The sequence below is a fragment of the Mesorhizobium sp. M1342 genome (assembly GCF_040317955.1).
GTDB lineage: Bacteria > Pseudomonadota > Alphaproteobacteria > Rhizobiales > Rhizobiaceae > Mesorhizobium.
Genome location: NZ_JAMYLI010000023.1, coordinates 60,825 through 80,457, shown reverse-complemented (window position 1 = coordinate 80,457; position 19,633 = coordinate 60,825). Strand labels below are relative to the sequence as shown.

The 19,633-nt window shown below is 64.6% G+C and carries 17 protein-coding genes; 10 read left to right on the top strand and 7 right to left on the bottom strand.

Going from position 1 to position 19,633, the window contains the following annotated elements:
* Positions 1-5 precede the first annotated feature (5 nt).
* Together NKH06_RS23030 and ypfJ are read right to left on the bottom strand one after the other, a co-directional pair.
* Positions 6-1,142, bottom strand: coding sequence for a TCR/Tet family MFS transporter (locus tag NKH06_RS23030; protein ID WP_352775838.1), 1,137 nt, complete (start codon positions 1,140-1,142; stop codon positions 6-8).
* Between the two features lie 154 nt (positions 1,143-1,296).
* Positions 1,297-2,217 carry a KPN_02809 family neutral zinc metallopeptidase gene (gene ypfJ / locus NKH06_RS23025; RefSeq protein WP_023809690.1) on the bottom strand — a complete coding sequence of 307 codons (921 nt, stop codon included), beginning with the start codon at positions 2,215-2,217 and terminating at the stop codon, positions 1,297-1,299.
* Between the two features lie 188 nt (positions 2,218-2,405).
* On the opposite strand from ypfJ, the gene NKH06_RS23020 reads away from it, so the two are divergent.
* On the top strand, positions 2,406-4,505 hold the full coding sequence (locus NKH06_RS23020) for a hypothetical protein (RefSeq protein WP_352775841.1): 2,100 nt from the start codon (positions 2,406-2,408) through the stop codon (positions 4,503-4,505).
* 83 nt (positions 4,506-4,588) lie between these two features.
* On the opposite strand, the gene NKH06_RS23015 is transcribed toward NKH06_RS23020, so the two are convergent.
* Positions 4,589-4,777 (bottom strand): hypothetical protein, encoded by a 189-nt coding sequence (locus tag NKH06_RS23015; RefSeq protein ID WP_352440442.1) that lies wholly within the window; start codon positions 4,775-4,777, stop codon positions 4,589-4,591.
* A gap of 94 nt (positions 4,778-4,871) precedes the next feature.
* Entirely contained in the window at positions 4,872-5,324 is a 453-nt protein-coding gene (mntR, locus tag NKH06_RS23010) for a manganese-binding transcriptional regulator MntR (protein WP_352775845.1), read from the bottom strand.
* 234 nt (positions 5,325-5,558) lie between these two features.
* On the opposite strand from mntR, the gene NKH06_RS23005 reads away from it, so the two are divergent.
* From NKH06_RS23005 to NKH06_RS22995, 3 genes are all read left to right on the top strand, one after another.
* The gene (locus NKH06_RS23005) at positions 5,559-6,923 is read left to right on the top strand and encodes an Nramp family divalent metal transporter (protein WP_352556103.1); all 1,365 of its coding nucleotides are present in this window, start codon (positions 5,559-5,561) and stop codon (positions 6,921-6,923) included.
* 87 nt (positions 6,924-7,010) lie between these two features.
* On the top strand, positions 7,011-7,853 hold the full coding sequence (locus NKH06_RS23000; protein WP_023809695.1) for a protein-L-isoaspartate O-methyltransferase family protein: 843 nt from the start codon (positions 7,011-7,013) through the stop codon (positions 7,851-7,853).
* Positions 7,854-7,961: 108 nt separating this feature from the next.
* The gene (locus tag NKH06_RS22995) at positions 7,962-8,612 is read left to right on the top strand and encodes a dihydrofolate reductase family protein (RefSeq protein ID WP_352775848.1); all 651 of its coding nucleotides are present in this window, start codon (positions 7,962-7,964) and stop codon (positions 8,610-8,612) included.
* 71 nt (positions 8,613-8,683) lie between these two features.
* Here NKH06_RS22995 and NKH06_RS22990 read toward each other — a convergent pair whose 3' ends face one another.
* A complete protein-coding gene (locus NKH06_RS22990) occupies positions 8,684-9,553 on the bottom strand; it encodes a LysR family transcriptional regulator (protein ID WP_352775852.1) in 870 nt (289 codons plus the stop codon).
* A gap of 96 nt (positions 9,554-9,649) precedes the next feature.
* On the opposite strand from NKH06_RS22990, the gene NKH06_RS22985 reads away from it, so the two are divergent.
* On the top strand, positions 9,650-10,249 hold the full coding sequence (locus NKH06_RS22985; protein WP_023809698.1) for a LysE family translocator: 600 nt from the start codon (positions 9,650-9,652) through the stop codon (positions 10,247-10,249).
* Positions 10,250-10,463: 214 nt separating this feature from the next.
* Here NKH06_RS22985 and NKH06_RS22980 read toward each other — a convergent pair whose 3' ends face one another.
* Positions 10,464-11,258 (bottom strand): SDR family NAD(P)-dependent oxidoreductase, encoded by a 795-nt coding sequence (locus tag NKH06_RS22980; RefSeq protein WP_128305500.1) that lies wholly within the window; start codon positions 11,256-11,258, stop codon positions 10,464-10,466.
* A gap of 208 nt (positions 11,259-11,466) precedes the next feature.
* On the opposite strand from NKH06_RS22980, the gene NKH06_RS22975 reads away from it, so the two are divergent.
* Positions 11,467-11,922, top strand: a complete 456-nt coding sequence (locus NKH06_RS22975; protein WP_352440436.1) for a MarR family winged helix-turn-helix transcriptional regulator — start codon at positions 11,467-11,469, stop codon at positions 11,920-11,922.
* Positions 11,923-11,946: 24 nt separating this feature from the next.
* On the opposite strand, the gene NKH06_RS22970 is transcribed toward NKH06_RS22975, so the two are convergent.
* Positions 11,947-13,125 (bottom strand): MFS transporter, encoded by a 1,179-nt coding sequence (locus NKH06_RS22970; protein WP_128305502.1) that lies wholly within the window; start codon positions 13,123-13,125, stop codon positions 11,947-11,949.
* Positions 13,126-13,324: 199 nt separating this feature from the next.
* Between NKH06_RS22970 and NKH06_RS22965 the strand changes: the two genes are divergently transcribed.
* From NKH06_RS22965 to carB, 4 genes are all read left to right on the top strand, one after another.
* Positions 13,325-13,681 (top strand): ArsR/SmtB family transcription factor, encoded by a 357-nt coding sequence (locus NKH06_RS22965; protein ID WP_128305503.1) that lies wholly within the window; start codon positions 13,325-13,327, stop codon positions 13,679-13,681.
* A 271-nt stretch (positions 13,682-13,952) separates the two neighbouring features.
* Complete coding sequence (locus tag NKH06_RS22960) at positions 13,953-14,717, top strand: metallophosphoesterase family protein (protein ID WP_128305504.1); 765 nt, start codon at positions 13,953-13,955, stop codon at positions 14,715-14,717.
* Between the two features lie 178 nt (positions 14,718-14,895).
* Positions 14,896-15,795, top strand: a complete 900-nt coding sequence (locus tag NKH06_RS22955; RefSeq protein ID WP_352792997.1) for an SH3 domain-containing protein — start codon at positions 14,896-14,898, stop codon at positions 15,793-15,795.
* Positions 15,796-16,051: 256 nt separating this feature from the next.
* Positions 16,052-19,555, top strand: coding sequence for a carbamoyl-phosphate synthase large subunit (gene carB / locus NKH06_RS22950; protein ID WP_352894117.1), 3,504 nt, complete (start codon positions 16,052-16,054; stop codon positions 19,553-19,555).
* The last annotated feature ends 78 nt before the right edge of the window (positions 19,556-19,633 follow it).

The window sequence follows — 19,633 nt, the reverse complement described above, 5'->3', positions numbered from 1 at the left end:
GCCGATCAGCCGTGCGACCTGATCGGCATCCGGGCGGGCGGCGCTGAGATCGCCGTATAGAGCAGCGGCGTGATGATCGAGGTGATCGAGAAGATCGAGGTCATCGCCCCCTGCAATTCGCCTTGCGCCGATGGCGGCACTTTGGCGGCGGCGAGGCTCCTCAGCGGTGGATCGGCCAGCGCTTCCAGACAGCCGACGACGATCACCGCATAGATCATCCAGCCTTGCGACGCGAAGGCATAGCCGAAGGCGCTGGCTGCCGTGAATGTCAGGCCGATGACCGCCGTCTTCCACTCGCCAAGCCTCGGGATCACGCGCGGCAGCACCGTCGCCATGACGATCGCACCGCACAGGCCGAAGGCGCCGAGCGAGAAGCCGATCTGCTGCTCGCTCCAGCCATAGCGATAGCTGGAGACGAACGACCAGACCGCCGGATACATCATGTGCCCGAGCGTCATCAGGAAGAAGACAAGCCCGATCCAGCCGATGCCTTGATATTGGCGCATCTGGAGCAGCGTGCCGACCGGGTTGGCGCGTTTCCACTCGAAGCGGCGGCGATGCTTGTCATCGAGCGTTTCCGGGAGGAAAAACAACGCAATGAGGAAATTCACGAAGGCGAGCCCGGCGGCGAAATAGAACGGCACGCGCGGCCCGAACGTACCGAGCAGCCCGCCGAGAACCGGCCCGATGACGAAGCCGACGCCAAACGCGATACCGAGCAAGCCGAAATTCTTTGCCCGGTTCTCATTATTCGAAATATCGGCGATGAAGGCTGAAGTCGTCGAATAGCTGGCGCCTGAAATGCCGGCCAGCACACGCCCGATGAACAGCATCGGGTAGGACCAGGCGACCGCGCAGATCAGATTGTCGATGGAGAAGGTCAGCACCGATGCGAGCAGGATCGGCCGCCGCCCGAACCGGTCGCTCAAGCCGCCCATGATCGGCGCGAAGACGAACTGCATCGCCGCATAGACGAAGAACAGCCAGCCGCCTTCGATCGCCGCGCCGCTGATGCTGACCCCGGTCAATTCCCTGAGATAGGCCGGCAGCACCGGCATGATCATGCCGAAGCCGATAATGTCGAGCAGCAGCGTGGTGAAGACGAGCGCAAGGCCCCGTCTGGCGGTTTTAGGGTCGATCATGCAGGATCAAGCTCCTCTGCTCGCCCTCAGGCGCAGGCGGACGCACTTATAGGCGAGCCCGCCGCAAGGAACAATGTGGGAACAGGCTGATTCTATTCATCCTGACACCCCCTGACGGCAGCATCGCCGGCAGGTGAAGCTCGAAAACGGTCTGTCAGATCGGCCCACTCAGCGTGTTGCACTCCGACAGCTTGCCGCTCTTGTAACCACGCGCCAGCCAGGTCTGCCGCTGCTGCGAGGTGCCGTGGTTGAAGCTTTCCGGCACAACATAGCCTTGCGTCTTCTTCTGCAGCGTGTCGTCGCCGATCTGCTTGGCGGCGTTCAGTGCGCTCTCGATGTCGCCCTGCTCCAATATGCCTTTCTGCCCGGTGTAATGCGCCCACACGCCGGCAAAGCAGTCGGCCTGAAGCTCGATTCGCACCGACATCTGGTTGGCTTCGACCTCGCCCATGCTTTGCCGCATCTGGTTGAACTTGGACATGATGCCGGTCAGGTTCTGCACGTGGTGGCCGACCTCATGCGCAATCACATAGGCGCGGGCGAATTCGCCCGAGGCGCCGAACTGCTGGTCGAGCTGCTGGAAGAAGGTCATGTCGAGATAGACCTTGTGGTCGCCGGGACAATAGAACGGTCCGGCCGCCGCGGAAGCGAAGCCGCAGGCCGAGCGGACCTGGCCGGAAAACAGCACCAGTTTCGGATCCTCGTAGGTTAGGCCCTGAGATTTGAAGATGCCGGACCAGGTGTCCTCGGTCTCGGCCAGCACGGTGGCCACGAACTGCTTCATCTCGTCATTGGCCGGTGTGGCACCGTTGTCCTGTCCGCTGTTGTCGGTGATCTGGCCGCCGCCGCCCGGCAGCAGGCCGCCGTCGCCGCCACCCAGGATCGTCGACGGATCGAAGCCGAAATACCATCCGGCCAGCACCACCAGGATGACGAGGAAGATGCTGCCGCCGCCACCGGTGCGGCCGCCGATCGGAATGCGGAACTGGCCACCGCCGCCGCCGAGTCCGCCACCGCCGCTGTCGCTGCGGTCGTCCTCGATATTGTCACTCTGACGACGGCCCTTCCAGAGCATGGCAACTCCTCGTGCAGCAACTTCCCCGTTGTTCCGGGGCAACAAACAATTATCCCAATGGTTGCGCCAAGTCACAGCATTTTTCGATGGCCTTTTTGGCCATACGGGTCGCCTTGCGGCCAAGCTCGTTGCGGCGAGCGGCTCGGCGTTGCAATCGTCCCCATGGCCGAGACTATCGAAGACCGTTAATGTCCGTTTCTCTGGGAAGCGAGGGGCGCTTGCGGACGATCGGCCAATTCCTGCTGTTGCTGACGGCATTGACTTGTTTCGGCATCGGGTCCGCCCGTGCCGCCACGCTCGATTCCAGCGTTGCCGTCACCGATCCCGCCACCTTGCAGGCGCTGGAGCGTGGTGGCCTGTCGATCAGCCGCCTGCTGGGCCCGGCACTCGGCCTCACCCGCGAGGTCGACAATCGCGGCCTGTTTTCGGTGCCGGCGCTGGCCACGGTGCGCGACACAGTCAAGCGGCAGATAGCCGACGAGCCGAAGACCAGCCCCGACCCCTATGTTGCTGCCATGGCGAAGTCGAAGGACACCAGCCAGAAATTCAATCCGAAATACATCGATGACGACGGCTCGACGCTGGACCTGACCGGCGTCGTCAACCGCATGGACCGCGGCTATCTCGGCCACACCGAATGCGGCGAAATCCGGCTGATCTACCGTTTCCACTATTCGGTCGCGGAAAAGCCTGTGAAGGGAAAGGCGGGCCAGCGCATTTCCTCGCGCCTGCCGCTGACCATGAGCCTGGTGTTCAACGCCAAACCCAGGCAGGCACAAGCGCGCGCCTCGAAGGACCTGCCAAGCGCCACTGACGTGTCCTGCGCCGATGTTGCCCAGCGCTGGCTGGCAGCTGGAAAAAAAGACCTGCCACCCGACCAGCTTGCCGCCTGGCTGCGCTCCGACGAAGGGCCGCTGTCAGGCACCATGCTGAATTCGTCGCAGATCATGCGGCTCGAACTCAACATGCAGGTGCTCAGGCTGTCGGCCTCGACGCGGCGCGATTTCGGCGGCCATGCCGAATATCTCCTGAAGATCTTCAAATGGGATCCGGCTGCGTCCAGCTTCTATGAAGCGAAGATGGAAAACCAGATCGACCGCGCCATTGTGCTGGCCGACAAGCCGTCCTTCGCCAAATGGCTGCTCACCGACCGCAACATCTACGACCTCGACCATGGCCGGCTGGTGATCGACGAAAAGTTCCTGGCCAGGAGCGCCGTCTCCGTCGCCCCCGGCGGTCTCAGCCGGTCGCAGAACAACATCGTCTACGGGCTGGTCGACGACGCGGACATCGACAAGGCGCTGAAGAACTATGTCGCCAGGGGCAACACACTCTCGACCATCAAGTCGGTGGCCGGCTTCAACTTGCGGCTCAACGAGATGAGCTGCACCGGCTGCCATCAGACGCGTGGCATTGCCGGTTTCCACTACACCGGCGCAGATCCGGTGAGCGAGCCGCGCCGCAACGCCGTCTTCGTGCCGGGCTCGGCCGTGTTCTTCGCCGACCTGCCGCGCCGCCGCGCCATCGTCGAGCAGTTCGCCGCCGGCAGTCAGCTAGACTTTACGCGCAGCTTCGCCGCCCGTCCGGACGCCAGATATGCCGAGGCGCTGAAGGGCACCGACCTCTACAATGGCTGGGGCTCGATCTGCTATCGCGGCGAGGATGCAAGTTTCAAGGACTGGAGCTGCGGTGCGGGCCTGCGCTGCGCCGGTGTCCACGAAAGCGCCTTCCATCCAGGCTTCGGCACCTGCGTCAGCGAAGCAGGCACGGTGGTCGGCGACCCCGTCGAGTTCGGCGAGATCAAGATGTCGAGCTGGGGCAGCGACCAGTATTGCCGCCTGTCGCCGGCCACCGCCAAGGCCTGCGCCATCGACTCCGCGAAGGACAAGAAGCCGCTGGTCAAACTCGCCGGCTATGGCGCCGCGCGCCAGCGCTACGACAATCCGCAGCAGAAGACCGGCGGCTTTCCCGGTGGCATGCTGCGCAAGGCAAGCTGCGACAAGCTTCCCGACGAAGCAACGTGCGGGCGTCTGGCCAAGACCGGCTTCAACGACTGCATCGCGTCGGGCAAGGACCACAAATTCTGCACGAAGGAATTTACCAAGACCGCCGGCCTACGAGCCTGCGACAAGGCGCATCCCTGCCGCGAGGACTACATCTGCACCGCAGGCTATGACGATCTGGCGGAAGCGAAAGCTGGCAAAGGCACCTGCATTCCGCCCTATTTCATCTTCCAGTTCCGCGTCGACGGCCACCCGCGCAGCTGGGTGCAGGACGTCCGCGAGTGAGGGAACGGTTTGTTGAAAGCGCCGCCACCACGTTCCGGCAGACGGCGTTCGCCCAGAACAGCTGACGTCAACCTGACAGACGTCTAATCTTCCTGCTTGGCGCCGGCGCTCTTGCCGTCGGAGCTCTTCGAACGTTCCTCGAAACGAGCCGCGCCCTTTTTCAACGGATGGCCGGTCTCCGCTTCGGTCTTGCGCTCATCCCTGGCCGCCGCCTGTTTCAGTCCCTCGGCAGCCTGCTTGCCCTTTGCGGTCGGTGCCTGTTCAACGCCCATCGCTTCCTCCCTTGCCGCTCGCCTTGCGCGGATGTCAGACCCAACGTGCTCAGCGTGCGAGGGTTCCGGTGGCTGGGGAAATCCAGGCGGAAGCTCAGCGCACTGCTGTCATGGCCTTGCGGAAGGCTTCCAGCGTCTCGGCGCTGACATGGTGCTCGATGCCCTCGGCGTCGATGCGCGCCGTCTCGGTGCTGACACCGAGCGAGCGCAAAAAGGCTTCCACCGTCTGGTGGCGGATGCGGCTCTCCTCGGCGACCTTGCGGCCGGCATCGGTCAGGAAAACGCCGCGATAGGGCTTTCGCGACACCAGCCCGTCGGCGCACAGCCTGGTCAGCATCTTGGCCACCGTCGGCTGGGCGACGCCAAGGCGTGCGGCGATGTCGACCTGGCGCGCCTCGTTGCCGTCCTCGATCAGATCGGCGATCAGCTCAACATAATCCTCGACCAGCGCGCTGCGGCGCGCTTCGCGCTGCTGCCGGAATCCCTCCGAATGAATTTCGGCGTCGAGCAGCGGCTCACGCGGGACTGGTCTGTTCTTCGGCGCCAATACGCGCTCCTCCCGAGGCTATCACCCGTCCACGCTTTCATAGCACGGGCTCTGATTCTTCAGGCCGTTTATTTGCATTCCGCCACAGGTGCAACCAGCGCTTCCGATTGCCGTTTCACCCGATGACCGCCAGCCGCCTAAAAGCAACGACAATGAAATATAGCATATTGCATAATGTTGAGCCATGGCATAGCTTGAGGCAACATCGTCCAGTCCCGCGGAAAGCCCTCCTTCATGTCTGAAGCCGAAGCCACAGCCTCCCGTTCCTCATGGCGGTTCGCCAGGCCCGACGAGGACGAGCAGCCCAGCCTGCGCGAAGTCAATTCCTCCATCGCCGTGCCGAACTCGGGCGTCTGGTTCCGTCGCCTGTTCGCCTTCATGGGTCCCGGCTACATGGTCTCGGTCGGCTATATGGACCCGGGCAACTGGGCGACGGATCTCGCCGGCGGCGCGCAGTTCGGCTACACGCTGCTGTTCATCATCATGCTGTCCAACCTGATGGCGATCCTTTTGCAGGCGCTGGCGGCACGGCTCGGCATCGCCACCGGCCGCGACCTCGCCCAGGCCTGCCGCGCCTACTATCCCCGTCCAGTCAATTTCGTGCTGTGGATCGCCTGCGAACTGGCCATCATCGCCTGCGATCTGGCCGAAGTCATCGGCACGGCGATCGCGCTGCAACTTCTGTTCGGCATTCCGCTGATCGGCGGCGCCATGCTGACGGCGCTCGATGCCTTCCTCGTGCTGCTGTTGATGAACAAGGGCTTCCGCTATCTCGAAGCCTTCGTCATCGCGCTTTTGATCATCATCTTCAGCTGCTTCGCCATCCAGATCTTCGTCGCCGCCCCGCCGGCCGGCTCGATCCTGCATGCCATGTTCGTGCCGTCGTCGGAAATCGTCACCAATCCGGCGATGCTCTACATCGCCATCGGCATCATCGGCGCCACCGTCATGCCGCACAATCTCTATCTGCACTCCTCGATCGTGCAGACCCGTGCCTATGAGCGCACCGACAAGGGCAAGCGCGATGCCATCAAATGGGCAACGACGGACTCGACCATCGCCCTGATGCTGGCGCTGTTCGTCAACGCCTCGATCCTCATCGTGTCGGCGGTCGCCTTCCATAACACCGGCCATCAAGACGTTGCCGAGATCGGCCAAGCCTTCGAGCTGCTGTCGCCGCTGCTCGGCCTCGGCATCGCCTCGATCCTGTTCGCGGTGGCGCTGCTGGCTTCCGGCCTCAACTCCACGGTGACGGCGACGCTTGCTGGCCAGATCATCATGGAAGGCTTTCTGCGCCTGCGCATCCCCAACTGGGCACGCCGACTGCTGACGCGCGGCCTCGCCATCATCCCGGTGGTGGTCGTCACCGCACTCTATGGCGAAAAGGGCACCGGCCAGTTGCTGGTATTCAGCCAGGTGATCCTGTCGATGCAGTTGCCCTTCGCAGTCGTCCCGCTGGTGCAATTCGTCTCCGACAAGAAGAAGATGGGCAATCTCGCCATTCCGCGCGGCGTCGCCGCCCTTGCCTGGGTGGTCGCCGCAGTCATCCTGGGGCTCAACTTCAAGCTGCTCTACGACACCCTGTTCGGGATCGGCTAAGCTCCGCCTCGCCGGGAAATCGACTACCCTCTGCGCAGAGGGTAGCCTCGCGACAAATTGGCAATCCGCGCTATGTTGTCCCGCAGCATGGCCCGGATCGAAGACATCAGGAAATTCTACGCGCGGCTGCTGGTCGCCAATGCCGGCTCGCCCGACCCACGCCTGGAAGCGGCTTTCGCCGAGGTGCCACGCGAAGCGTTTCTTGGTCCCGGGCCGTGGACGGTCATCGCCGGCAACGGCAAGGTCACGACGCCGAGCGCCGACCCGGCTCATATCTATCAGAACGTGCTGGTGACGCTCGACGACGACAAGGGCATCAACAATGGCGAGCCCTTCCTGCACGCCATGTGGATCGGAAAGCTTGCGCCTAAACCTGGTGAGGCCGTCACTCATATCGGCGCCGGCACCGGCTACTACACCGCCGTGCTGGCCAGGCTGGTTTTACCAGGCGGCACCGTCACCGGCTTCGAACTCGACGAAAAACTGGCCGATCTGGCGCGCAAAAATCTCGAAGCATATGGCAATGCAACGGTCGTCCATGGCGATGCGGTGACGACGCCCCTGCCGCCATCCGACATCATCTATGTCAATGCTGGCGTCGCAGCGCCACCAGCAGGGTGGCTGAAGGCGCTGCGACCTGGCGGCCGCATGATCTTCCCCTGGCGCCCGGCCGAGCGCGTCCCACTGGCGGTGATGGTGATCCGCACGCAAAAAGGCTTCGCCTGCGATCCGTTCATGCGATCGTGGTTCATTCCCTGTGTCGGCGCCTCGCTCGCAGACTCAGCGTCGAGGATCCCGACGCGCGAGCAGGCCGCGCGCAGCCGCTCGATCTGGCTGGTCCAGGACAGGGCACCGGACGACACCGCCACCGCCATATCGGGCGATGTCTGGTTCTCGTCGGAAGATCTCCACCCCGGGCCTCGCAAATGATGGTGGTTTGCCAAAATTTCATATGTCCTGTCGGACCGGTGGCTCGTCGCCCGTCCTTGGGCTGAAGTCCGGCCACGACGGCGTGGATCGAAGAACGGGAGCATTGGAATGAGAAAGATCATCTCTGCGACATTCGTCAGCCTTGACGGCGTCATGCAGGCACCCGGCGGCCCGGAAGAGGATCCGGCCGGCGGCTTCAAGTTCGGCGGCTGGACCTTCCATTACGTTGACGAGGCGGGGGCCGCGGCGATGGATGAACTGTTCTCCAAGCCTTTCGCCCTGCTGCTCGGCCGCAGAACCTACGACATCTTCGCCGCCTACTGGCCGTATCAGAAAGATCCGATCGCGGATGCCTTCAACCCCGCGACCAAATATGTGGCGACGCATCGGCCTGACACCCTCACCTGGCAGAACACGCAAGCGCTCGGACCCGATATCATCGCGACGTTGCGCCGCCTCAAGCAGGAGGATGGGCCGGACCTGCTCATCCAGGGATCTGGCGATCTGATCCAGACTTTGCTCGCCAACGGGCTGATCGACGAAATTCGGCTGATGATCTTCCCGCTATTGCTGGGCAAGGGCAAGCGGCTGTTCGGCGACAGCGCGATGCCGGCCGCCTTCAAGCTCATCAAGTCGCAGGCAACCAGCACCGGCGTCATCATGGCGACCTACGAACGATCAGGCGAGATCAAGGTTGGGTCGTTTGTCACAGGGGAGCCGTCCGACGCCGAGCTCGAACGGCGCAAGAACTGGAAGTAGCAGGACGGCCTTTGCACCCTTTCCTCTCCCCCGATCGACGGGGTAGAGGAACCCAAGTTCTGAGAAGTCTCTCAAGCCGCCACCGGCCGTCGTGCCAGCCCATCGCGGATATGGCGTGCGAATTCCTGCGCCGCCGGCCCTACCCCATGCCTCGGCAGATGCAGGTTGATGGCAAAATTCGGCAGTGGCGGCAGGCCGGACTCCGGTGGCAATATGTCGAGATCCGCCGGAACCGTGGAGGCTAGCCAGGCGGTGACGGCGAGGTCGGAGCGCACCGTCGCCGTCGTCGCGTCGATGTTGCCGTTTTCGAACACGGTGCGCCACTCCAGCCCATGCTCACCGAGCGCCGCCAGCACCGCCGGGCGGAAGGCGCAGGTGTCGGCGACGATCGACACCGGCAGCGGCCGCTTGGCGCGGGCAACGCCGCCCTTGGCGCCGACCCAGACCAGCCGGTCGATGGCAAGGCACTCGCCCGCCGACGGGCCGACGCGTTCCTCGATCACCGCAAGTTCGATGGTCCCGGCCGCAAGGGCAGCAGCCAATTCCGGCGACGAGGCGCAGACCAGCGATATCTCGACCTGCGGATAGGTCTCGGCATAGGTCTTCAGCACCGGCGCCAGCAAGGTGCCGACAAGGTCGTAGGGCACGCCGAGCCGCACCTGGCCGGCCACCGGTGTCCCAGCCATCTCCGCCCAGATCTCGTCATTCAAGGCCAGCAACCGCTTGCCCCTGCCGAACAGCTGTTCACCGGCGCGCGTCAGCCGCAAGCCGCGCCGGTCGCGCTCGAAGAGGCAGGAGCCGAGCGCCTCCTCCAGCCGCTTGACCTGCTGGCTGACAGCACCTTGCGTCAGGTGCAGCGCATTGGCCGCCGCCGTCATGCTGGCCTTGTCGGCGACGGTGATGAAGGTGCGGATCAGCGCCATGTCGAGATTTCGGATCATGGCTGGCATTATCCATCCTAATGCCGACCATGGCAAACATTGCATTTACTGAAGTTCGCGCGCAGCTACGATCGCAGCCCTGACAGAGGACGCCGCATGCTCGAGCCCATTCTCCCGCTCATCCTGTTTGCCATCGTCGCCACCACCACGCCCGGCATCGCCACAACCCTGTCTACGGCGTCCGGCGCCCAGTTCGGGTTTCGCCGTTCCGTGCCTCTGCTGGTCGGCAGCGCCGCCGGCCTCGCCACGGTGACGGGTGCCGCCGCCGCCGGGCTCGCCGGTCTGCTGCTTGCCATGCCTTCGCTGCAACTGGCCATGAAGGTCATCGGCTCGCTCTATCTCCTCTGGCTGGCGATCAAGATCGGCCGCAGCGGACCGCCCAATCTGGATGTGAGCATGGCCAGGCCGAACAGCTTTCTCGGCGGCGCCGGCATTCAATGGATGAACCCGAAGGGCTGGGCGATGGGGCTGGGCGCCGCGGCCTCGTTCGCGGCGCTGGCCAGCGGGCCGATGCAGCTCGCGCTGCTGCTCGGCGCCACTTTCGGCCTCGCGGCGGCCGCCTCGCTGTCGCTGTGGTGCGTGGCCGGAATGGTGCTGGCGCGGCTGCTCAAGACCGAATGGCAATGGCGCGCGCTCAACATCGTGCTGGCGCTGGTGCTGGCCGCCTCGATCATTCCGATGTGGCGGACGGCGTAAAGCGCGGCCTTGCAGAACCTGGGTTCCTCGCCCCCGCAACGCGGGGGAGAGGTGGCCGCGAAGCGGTCGGAGAGGGGGCTTCGTAGGGCGGATACTTCTTGAAACTTGATCTCCGTCGAGCCAGTCCCCCTCTCCGTCTCGGCTTCGCCGAGCCACCTCTCCCCCACATTCGTGGGGGCGAGGAACCCAGTTTCTGCTATCGGCCTCGAAACCCTCAAGCCGCGTAGCGGGCCGCCGGCTTGTCGGCGTGCAGGCTGCCGTAGAAGGCCTGCCGGGCACCGAGGAAAATGTCCAGCTTGGCCGGCTCGGCGAGCGCCGGCACGGTGACGGCTTCACCCCTGGCAAGGCCGACAAGGGCCGCATCGACCATATCGTCGGCCGTCATGATGATTTCCTTCGGAAGCTGGTCGATATCGCTGCCGGCAAGCTCCCAGAAATCGGTCCGTGTCGCGCCCGGCAGCACCACCTGCACCTTCACCTCCGTACCCGCGACCTCGCGGTGCAGAGCCTCGGTGAAGTTGACGACATAGGCCTTGGTGCCGCTGTAGATGCCGCCGAACGAGGTCTCATAGGCGAGCACCGAGGCGATGTTGACGACCGCACCTCGGTTGCGCGCCAAAAACCCCGGCAGCACGGCACGGGTCAGCCGCGTCAGGGCGATGACATTGACCTTGATCATGCGTTCGGCAGCGTCCGCATCGGCGGTTGCCACCACGGACTGGCCGCCAAGGCCGGCATTGTTGACCAGCAGCGTCACGCTGTCGTCGCTGGCGATCGCCTGCTCGACGCGGCGGACGTCGTCGTCGTTGGAGAGGTCGGCGCTGATCACGCTGACCTTGCGGCTATAGGTCTGGCGCAGCTTCCCGGCCAGTTCCTCCAGCCGGTCGGCGCGCCGCGCCACCAGCACCAGATCGTAGCCCTGCCCCGCCAGCCGGTCGGCATAGACCGCGCCGATGCCCGACGAAGCACCGGTGACGACCGCCGTGCCCTTGTTGCCCTGTCCACTCATTGTCCTGTTCCTTCTTCGACTGATCTGGTTCGCTTCGACTGATCCGGCGCCGTGGCATCTGCCGCGCTGCCGGAAAGCCGCTTGATTTGAATTAGTGGCATATGCCACTAATCGTGAAGTAGGCATATGCCACTATCTTGTCAATGATACGGACGAGGATTATTTGAGGGTAGTAGCCGGGCCTCATTCGCCGGCGCCAAGGACCATCATGTCAAAGGACAGCTTGCCCGGCCTCACGCTCTGCAACAACGCCGCGCTGCGCCGTGCGGCGCGCAAGCTCGGCAAGTTTTATGATGATGTGGTGGAGCCGTCAGGCCTCAAGGCGACGCAGCAGGGCCTGCTCTACCAGATCCATATCGGCGCCGAGCCGGCGATGGGGGCTATCGCCACGTCGCTGATCATGGACCTGTCGGCGCTCGGCCATACGCTGAAACCACTGATCCGCGACGGCTATGTCGAGACTTTCGCCGATCCGGAGGACCGCCGCGTCAAGCGTGTGCGGCTGACGCCGCAAGGGTTGGCCAAGCTCGAGGCAGCGATGAAGCTGTGGCAAATCGCCCAGCAGCGTTTCGAGGATGTCGTCGGCAGGGACAAGGCTGAAAAGCTGCGCGCGGCGCTGGATGACATCGCCGCGCTGGATTTTGATCTGCCCCCGGCCAGCTGAGCCGGCCGACGGCTTTCAAAGAGATTACTCGGCAGGCATCTCTACAGGCCGAGCCGCCCGGCGGCCGGCCACCACGATGCCAAGCCCGACGATCGGGAAGATCGCGGCGATCAGGCCGAGATCGGCCGGCGCGCCGTAGCGCAGCACGGCACCGCCCACCACCGCGCCGAGTGCGACGCCCAGATAGAGCGCCGAGGCATTGAGCGACAGCACGATCGGGGCGGCATCGGGCGCCAGCTTGATGATGCGGCTGGCCTGCGCCGGCGGGAAGGCCCAGCCGACGATGCCCCACGGCACCATCATCGCCATCAGCGCCGGTCCGGCAATATGCGGCGGCAGAAAGGTCGGGATGACCGACAGCAGGACCAGCATGCCGGCGCTCAGCGCCAACGACCAGCCGACGGTGCGGGTCGCGCCGAACCGGTCGGCGGCCTGGCCGCCGCCAATGTTGCCGATGACGGCGCCGACGCCGAAGGCGAGCAGCATGCCGGGCAGCGCGATCTGGCTGAGACCGCCGCCCTCGATGGCAAGCGGCGCGACATAGGCAAAGACGGTGAAGGCGCCGATCAGCGCCAGCACCGTCGTCAACAGGATCGGCATCACGCCGGGACGCAGCGCTGCCGCCAGCCTGCGCTTCAAGGGCAGCCTGGTGCCAACGATGCCCCGCGGCAGCCGGTACCACAGGATCGCGCCTGCAAGCGCGCCAAGGCCGGCGATGGCAAAAAAGGTGCCGCGCCAGCCGGCAACGGTGGCAACGAGCGCGCCCAGTGGCGCACCCAGTGCAACGGCCACCGTGGTTCCGCCGACGACGACGGCGATGGCACGCGCCCGGTGATGGTCATCGACCAGCGCCACCGCGGTGCCTTGCGCGGTTGCGGCGAACAGGCCCGACGACAGCGCCATGACGATGCGCGCGATCAGCAGCAGTTCGAAGGAGGAACTCAAGGCAGCGGCGATGTTGCCGAGCACGAAGAACACCAGCGTCCACAGGATGACGCGGCGCCGGTCCCATTCGCCTGTCAGCGTCGCCAGGATCGGCGTGCCGATCGCATAGGCGAGCGCAAAGGCGGTGATCAGCGTGCCGGCCAGCGGAATGGAGATGCCGGCATCCGCCGCGATGTCGGGCAGAAGGCTGGAGATGACGAAGCCTTCGGTCGAGATCGTAAACGATCCGAGCGCTAGCCAGAAAAGGCGCTTGTCCATGGCGGGATGTCCTTAGTTCAAAAGTTATTGAACAATTGGACATAATAGGGCATCATGTCAATGAAGCCAGGGAAAAATAGCTGAACCTTCCTGACAGCCCTGTGTCAGCACAGGTCGGCGCGAGACGGAGAAAGGCCGCGTGCGGGCCAACAATGATGGATGCGTTGAAATCGGACCCGACTGTGCTTAGTTTCGAGCTATGACCTTGCCACACCCCAATACGGACCAGATCAGCCTGCCGATCGTGCTTGGCGTGCTCGGCGATCCGACCCGGCTCGCCATCGTGCGCTATCTCGCCAGCAAGCAAGGCGTGCCGCTGAACTGCAGCCAGTTCCTGGATTTCGGCTCGAAGACCAATCTGAGCTACCACCTCGCCAAACTGCGCGAGGCCGGCGTCACCCGTGCCGAGGTGGTCGGCACCAACCGCATGATCACACTGCGCCGCGCCGATCTCGACGCCCGCTTCCCCGGCCTGCTCGACAGCGTCATCGCCGCCGCCGGCGACGATCCGGCAGTGCCGGCGGTCGGCGGCCACGACATCGAAGTGCACGCGTAGGCTGTTTCCTCGCACGATGAAACGCAGAGCTCGCATATGAATTCTTACGAAGATGGCCCCCACTCCGTCGAGCTTCTATCGTCGACGGAGGAGAGGGAAGGCGCGACTTCGCCAACCTTGGCTCCCTTCCTCTCCCTCCGGAGGGGGGAGAGCGACGGGGGAGAGGAAAGGCGCGAGTCAGGTGGGGTACATCGTAGAGCAGAAGCCTCGGCTTCCCATATGCGATAGCCCTGCCGTAAAACGGGGCCGCCAACCCACGGAGCCTCCCCCTATGCGCATTGCCGTACTGGCCGATATCCACGGCAACGTCCTGGCACTCGACGCTGTGCTCGATGATCTGCGCCGGCGCGGCGGCGCCGACCTGACCGTCAACCTGGGTGACAGCGTTTCCGGCCCGCTCTGGCCGCGCGAGACGTTTGCGCGGTTGGAGGCGCTGAACCTGCCGACAGTGCGCGGCAACCACGACCGCCGTGTCGCCGCCGACCCCGCTGATGACACCATGTGGCCCTCCGACGCCTATGCGCAGGAGCGGCTGACCGAGACGCAGCGCCAGATGCTTTTCGCCCAGCCGCTGACGCTGGAGATCGCACCCGGAATCATCGCTTTCCACGCCCGTCCCGACCATGACGAGAAATATCTCGCCGATACCATCGTCAATGGCCAGCTGGTGCGTGCGCCGCTGACGGCGATCCGGCGGCGGCTGAAGGCGCTCGACCCGGCTTGCCGCATCGCGCTGTGCGGCCACAGCCACCGCGCGGAACTGATCCGCGTCCCCGATGGTCCCGTCATTTTCAACCCGGGCAGCATCGGCTGCCCCGCCTATGACGATTCCACACCGCCGGCGCATGTCTCCGAGCAGGGCTCGCCGCATGCGCGCTACGGCATCGTCACCTTGGGCAGCAACGGCCAGTCCGACCGCTTCGAGGCCATCGCCGTCGACTACGACCACGAGGCGGCCGCCAGGCAAGCCGAACAGGCGGGCCGGCCGGAATGGGCTCACGCGCTCAGAACAGGGTTCATGCCCCTGCCCGGCTGAACGCTCTTGCGTTCATGCCCGGCTGAGTAGGCTCACGGCCTGGCGGACCGGGTTGGGACCGGCGGAACGGCGAGCCGAATTTTCGGGCTTACATGGCGCCGCGGCGTCCCTTATAAAACCGGCCGGGCTTGCGGCGGGCTCGATCCGCCGCGGCATGATGTCAGCGCACGGCCAAACGATGAGGCGCACAGTCACGCTCCGAACAACCCTGCATGCGCTGATTGCTGCTCCGCTGTTGATGACGGCGTGGCCGGTGATTGCCCCCGCTATGGCTGAAGAGATGGCCCAAGAGGCGCCGGACCTCGTCATCTCCGTCGTCACCGGCCTGGCGCCGGACGACCTTCTCAAGGTCCGCACCACCGCATCGCCGGTCGCCACGGTCGAGGCGCGGCTGAGCAGCGGCGACATGGTCACCAATCTCGGCTGCAACGACATCAACGGCTACAAATGGTGCAAGATCGAGAGCACGGGCAAGGAGAAGCTGAGCGGCTGGGCGCCGGCGCGCTATCTCATTCCCCTCAATCCGGCCCCTTATGTCGAAGGCGAGACAAGACCGGCCGATGCGCCGGTGGTTGCCTCCACCGGCAGCGCCAATGAGGCCGGGCAGGCCTCGGCGCCGGATCAATCGCAGGCCACCAATAGCGCGCCGGTCGCACCGCCCGACCTGACAGCGCGGCTTGGCGGCGCCGGTCCGGCTGCCGAAAGCACGCCGAAATCGGCCGCGGAAATCGGCCGCGCCGCGATGCAGGATGCGTATGTACTGGCGCTGGCGGCGCCTGACGTCCCGCTTGATTCCGTTCCGACGCCGGCTTCTGGCCCCGAGATTCCCTGCGCCCGCTATGTCGGCCAACCAATGGAGCGCTGCAAGGTCAGCGTGGTGCACACCGCCGACAAGGCGAACATCACTGTGACCTGGCCCGATGGCGGCACGCGCATCATCTCCTTCCGTGCCGGCCAGCCGGCCGGTTCCGACGCGGACGGCAATTTCCGCTTCACTCGGGAGGGCAGCCTCAACATGATACGCATCGGCGAGGCCGAGCGGTTTGAGATTACGGATCAGCTGGCGCTGGGGAATTAGAATTTAGGGGAGTAGGGGAATAAGGGAGTATGTTTGGAATTCCCTCGAACCCACACCCTATTCCCCTATTCCCCTATTCCCCTATTCCCCTATTCCCCTATTCCCCTACTCCCCTACCTCGCATTTTCGGGGTTACATCAGTCAAAACTCTTCCCTATAAGGCCCTCCTAGCCTGATACCAGAATCGCGAGCACAACCGGCCGGGTCTTCCCGTCCCGGTTTTTTGTGCAAGCCGCCCGCCGAACGGACCTTTGACATGCCAAGACGCACTGACATCAAGTCGATCCTGATCATCGGGGCCGGCCCCATCGTCATCGGCCAGGCCTGCGAGTTCGACTATTCCGGCACCCAGGCGTGCAAGGCGCTGAAGGAGGAAGGCTTCCGCGTCATCCTGGTCAATTCCAACCCGGCCACCATCATGACCGATCCGGAACTGGCCGACGCCACCTATATCGAGCCGATCACGCCTGAAGTGGTCGCCAAGATCATCGCCAAGGAGCGGCCCGACGCGCTGCTACCGACCATGGGTGGCCAGACCGCGCTCAACACCGCTTTGTCGCTGCGCCGCATGGGTGTGCTCGAGCGCTACAATGTCGAGATGATCGGCGCCGACGCCACGGCCATCGACAAGGCCGAGGACCGCGCTCTGTTTCGCGAGGCGATGAAGAAGATCGGGCTGGAAACGCCGAAGTCGATGCTGGCCAACGCCACCGACGTCAAGAACACCGACCGCAAGACGCATGAAGCCGAGCGCGCCGCCGTCAAGGCCGAGGCCCCGGCCGATCTCGACGCCGCGCTCGACGCGCTGGAAACCCGCTGGAACCTCGGCGAAGGCGACCGCAAGCAGCGCTACATCAGCCATGGCATGGCGATCGCCGCGCAGGCGCTCGACCATGTCGGCCTGCCCGCCATCATCCGCCCGTCCTTCACCATGGGCGGCACCGGCGGCGGCATCGCCTACAACCGCGCTGAATTCTACGAGATCGTCCAGTCCGGCCTCGACGCCTCGCCGACCACCGAAGTGCTGATCGAGGAGAGTGTGCTCGGCTGGAAGGAGTATGAGATGGAGGTCGTCCGCGACAAGGCGGACAATTGCATCATCGTCTGCTCGATCGAGAACATCGACCCGATGGGGGTGCACACGGGCGACTCGATCACCGTCGCTCCGGCCCTGACCTTGACCGACAAGGAATACCAGATGATGCGCAACGCCTCGATCGCGGTGCTGCGCGAGATCGGCGTCGAGACCGGCGGCTCCAACGTGCAGTTCGCCGTCAACCCGGCCGACGGCCGCCTGGTGGTCATCGAGATGAACCCGCGCGTCTCGCGCTCGTCCGCCCTTGCCTCCAAGGCGACCGGTTTCCCGATCGCCAAGATCGCCGCAAAACTCGCTGTCGGCTACACGCTGGACGAGCTGGAGAACGACATCACTGGCGGCGCCACGCCGGCCTCGTTCGAGCCGTCGATCGATTACGTTGTCACCAAGATCCCGCGCTTTGCCTTCGAGAAATTCCCCGGCGCCGAGCCGGTGCTGACCACCGCCATGAAGTCGGTCGGCGAAGTCATGGCCATCGGCCGCACTTTTCAGGAATCGCTGCAGAAAGCCTTGCGCGGACTGGAAACCGGCCTGACAGGTCTCGACGAGATCGAGATCCCCGGCCTCGGCTATGGTGCCGCGACGGCCAACCATGCCGACGACCGCAACGCCATCCGCGCCGCGCTCGGCACGCCGACGCCCGACCGGCTGCGCATGGTGGCGCAGGCGATCCGCATGGGCACGTCGCTGGAAGACGTGCACGCCATGTGCAAGATCGACCCGTGGTTCCTTGAACAGATCGCAGGCATCGTCGCCATGGAAGCCCGCATCCGCGAGCACGGCATTCCCGAGGATGCCGTCAACCTGCGCATGCTGAAGGCCATGGGTTTCTCCGATGCCCGCCTCGCGTCGCTGACGAAGACCGACGCCGAAGTGATTCAGAAAGCTCGCGAAAAGCTCGACGTTCATCCTGTTTACAAGCGCATCGACACATGTGCGGCCGAGTTCGCCTCGCCGACCGCCTACATGTACTCGACCTATGAAGTGCCGTTTGCCGGCGCGCTGGCCAACGAGGCGCAGGTCTCGTCGCGCAAGAAGGTCGTCATCCTCGGCGGCGGCCCGAACCGCATCGGCCAGGGCATCGAGTTCGACTATTGCTGCTGCCACGCGGCCTTTGCGTTGCGCGACGCCGGCTACGAGGCGATCATGATCAACTGCAACCCGGAGACCGTGTCGACCGACTACGACACTTCCGACCGGCTCTATTTCGAGCCGCTGACGGCGGAAGACGTGCTGGAGATTCTGCGCGTCGAACAGTCGTCGGGCGAACTGGTCGGCGTCATCGTCCAGTTCGGCGGCCAGACGCCGCTGAAGCTCGCCGATGCGCTGGAGAAGGCCGGCATCCCCATCCTCGGCACCTCGCCCGATATGATCGATCTCGCCGAAGACCGCGACCGCTTCCAGAAGCTCTTACACAAGCTCGGCCTCAGCCAGCCGAAGAACGGCATCGCCTATTCGGTCGAGCAGGCCCGCCTTGTCGCCGGCGAGCTCGGCTTCCCGCTGGTGGTGCGCCCGTCCTATGTGCTGGGCGGCCGCGCCATGCAGATCATCCATGACGAGGGCATGCTGCAGACCTATCTGCTCGACACGGTGCCCGGCCTGGTGCCGGAGGACATCAAGCAGAAATACCCCAACGACAAGACCGGCCAGATCAACACGCTGCTGGGCAAGAACCCGCTGCTGTTCGACACCTATCTCAGTGGCGCCATCGAGGTCGATGTCGACTGCCTCTGCGACGGCAAGTCGACCTTCGTCTCCGGCATATTGGAGCACATTGAGGAGGCCGGCATCCATTCGGGCGACAGCGCCTGCTCGTTGCCGGTGCACTCGCTGCCTTCCGAACTGGTCGACGAGTTGGAGCGCCAGACGGCGGCGCTTGCCCGCGCGCTCAATGTCGGCGGGCTGATGAACGTGCAGTATGCGATCAAGGACGGCACGGTCTATGTGCTGGAGGTCAACCCGCGTGCATCGCGCACCGTGCCCTTCGTCGCCAAGACCATCGGCCGTCCGATCGCCAAGATCGCCGCCCGCATCATGGCCGGCGAAAAACTGGAAGACGCCTTCGCCCATTACGGCGCCATGCCCGACCCCAGGAACCCCGGCCACATCGCGGTGAAGGAAGCGGTGTTCCCCTTCGCCCGCTTCCCCGGCGTCGACATCCTGCTCGGCCCGGAAATGCGCTCGACCGGCGAGGTCATGGGCCTCGACCGCGATTTTGCGCTGGCCTTCGCCAAGAGCCAGTTAGGGGCCGGCGTCGACCTGCCCCGCTCCGGCACACTGTTCGTCTCCGTGCGCGACGAGGACAAGAAAGGCATCTTGCCAGCGGTCAAGCGCCTCGCCGGCCTCGGCTTCAAGGTGCTGGCCACCTCGGGCACGGCCCGCTTCCTCGCCGAAAACGGCGTCGACGCCCAGAAAATCAACAAGGTGCTGGAAGGCCGCCCCCACATCGAAGACGCCATCCGCAACCGCCAGGTGCAGATCGTCTTCAACACGACGGATGGCCAGAAGGCGGTATCGGACTCAAAGTCGCTGCGGCGAGCCACGCTGATGCAGAAGGTGCCGTATTACACGACGCTGTCGGGCGCGGCCGCGGTGGCCGAGGCGATTGCGGCGCTGAAGGCGGGGAGCCTGGAGGTCAGGCCGCTGCAGGAGTATTTTGCGTGATTAGCTCTCTTCTCCCCGTCACTATACGGGGAGAAGATGCCGGCAGGCAGATGAGGGGCAGGCTACCTGTATTTCAAA

What these genes read in the sequence shown, in the direction of transcription:
- NKH06_RS22975 (WP_352440436.1), top strand. Translation starts at nt 11,467, where the DNA reads ATGTCAAAGGACAGCTTGCCCGGCCTCACGCTCTGCAACAACGCCGCG.
- NKH06_RS22995 (WP_352775848.1), top strand. Translation starts at nt 7,962, where the DNA reads ATGAGAAAGATCATCTCTGCGACATTCGTCAGCCTTGACGGCGTCATG.
- carB (WP_352894117.1), top strand. Translation starts at nt 16,052, where the DNA reads ATGCCAAGACGCACTGACATCAAGTCGATCCTGATCATCGGGGCCGGC.
- NKH06_RS22970 (WP_128305502.1), bottom strand. Translation starts at nt 13,125, where the DNA reads ATGGACAAGCGCCTTTTCTGGCTAGCGCTCGGATCGTTTACGATCTCG.
- NKH06_RS22985 (WP_023809698.1), top strand. Translation starts at nt 9,650, where the DNA reads ATGCTCGAGCCCATTCTCCCGCTCATCCTGTTTGCCATCGTCGCCACC.
- NKH06_RS22990 (WP_352775852.1), bottom strand. Translation starts at nt 9,553, where the DNA reads ATGATCCGAAATCTCGACATGGCGCTGATCCGCACCTTCATCACCGTC.
- NKH06_RS23000 (WP_023809695.1), top strand. Translation starts at nt 7,011, where the DNA reads ATGGCCCGGATCGAAGACATCAGGAAATTCTACGCGCGGCTGCTGGTC.
- NKH06_RS22980 (WP_128305500.1), bottom strand. Translation starts at nt 11,258, where the DNA reads ATGAGTGGACAGGGCAACAAGGGCACGGCGGTCGTCACCGGTGCTTCG.
- NKH06_RS23020 (WP_352775841.1), top strand. Translation starts at nt 2,406, where the DNA reads ATGTCCGTTTCTCTGGGAAGCGAGGGGCGCTTGCGGACGATCGGCCAA.
- NKH06_RS23015 (WP_352440442.1), bottom strand. Translation starts at nt 4,777, where the DNA reads ATGGGCGTTGAACAGGCACCGACCGCAAAGGGCAAGCAGGCTGCCGAG.
- NKH06_RS23005 (WP_352556103.1), top strand. Translation starts at nt 5,559, where the DNA reads ATGTCTGAAGCCGAAGCCACAGCCTCCCGTTCCTCATGGCGGTTCGCC.
- NKH06_RS22955 (WP_352792997.1), top strand. Translation starts at nt 14,896, where the DNA reads ATGAGGCGCACAGTCACGCTCCGAACAACCCTGCATGCGCTGATTGCT.
- NKH06_RS22965 (WP_128305503.1), top strand. Translation starts at nt 13,325, where the DNA reads ATGACCTTGCCACACCCCAATACGGACCAGATCAGCCTGCCGATCGTG.
- NKH06_RS23030 (WP_352775838.1), bottom strand. Translation starts at nt 1,142, where the DNA reads ATGATCGACCCTAAAACCGCCAGACGGGGCCTTGCGCTCGTCTTCACC.
- NKH06_RS22960 (WP_128305504.1), top strand. Translation starts at nt 13,953, where the DNA reads ATGCGCATTGCCGTACTGGCCGATATCCACGGCAACGTCCTGGCACTC.
- ypfJ (WP_023809690.1), bottom strand. Translation starts at nt 2,217, where the DNA reads ATGCTCTGGAAGGGCCGTCGTCAGAGTGACAATATCGAGGACGACCGC.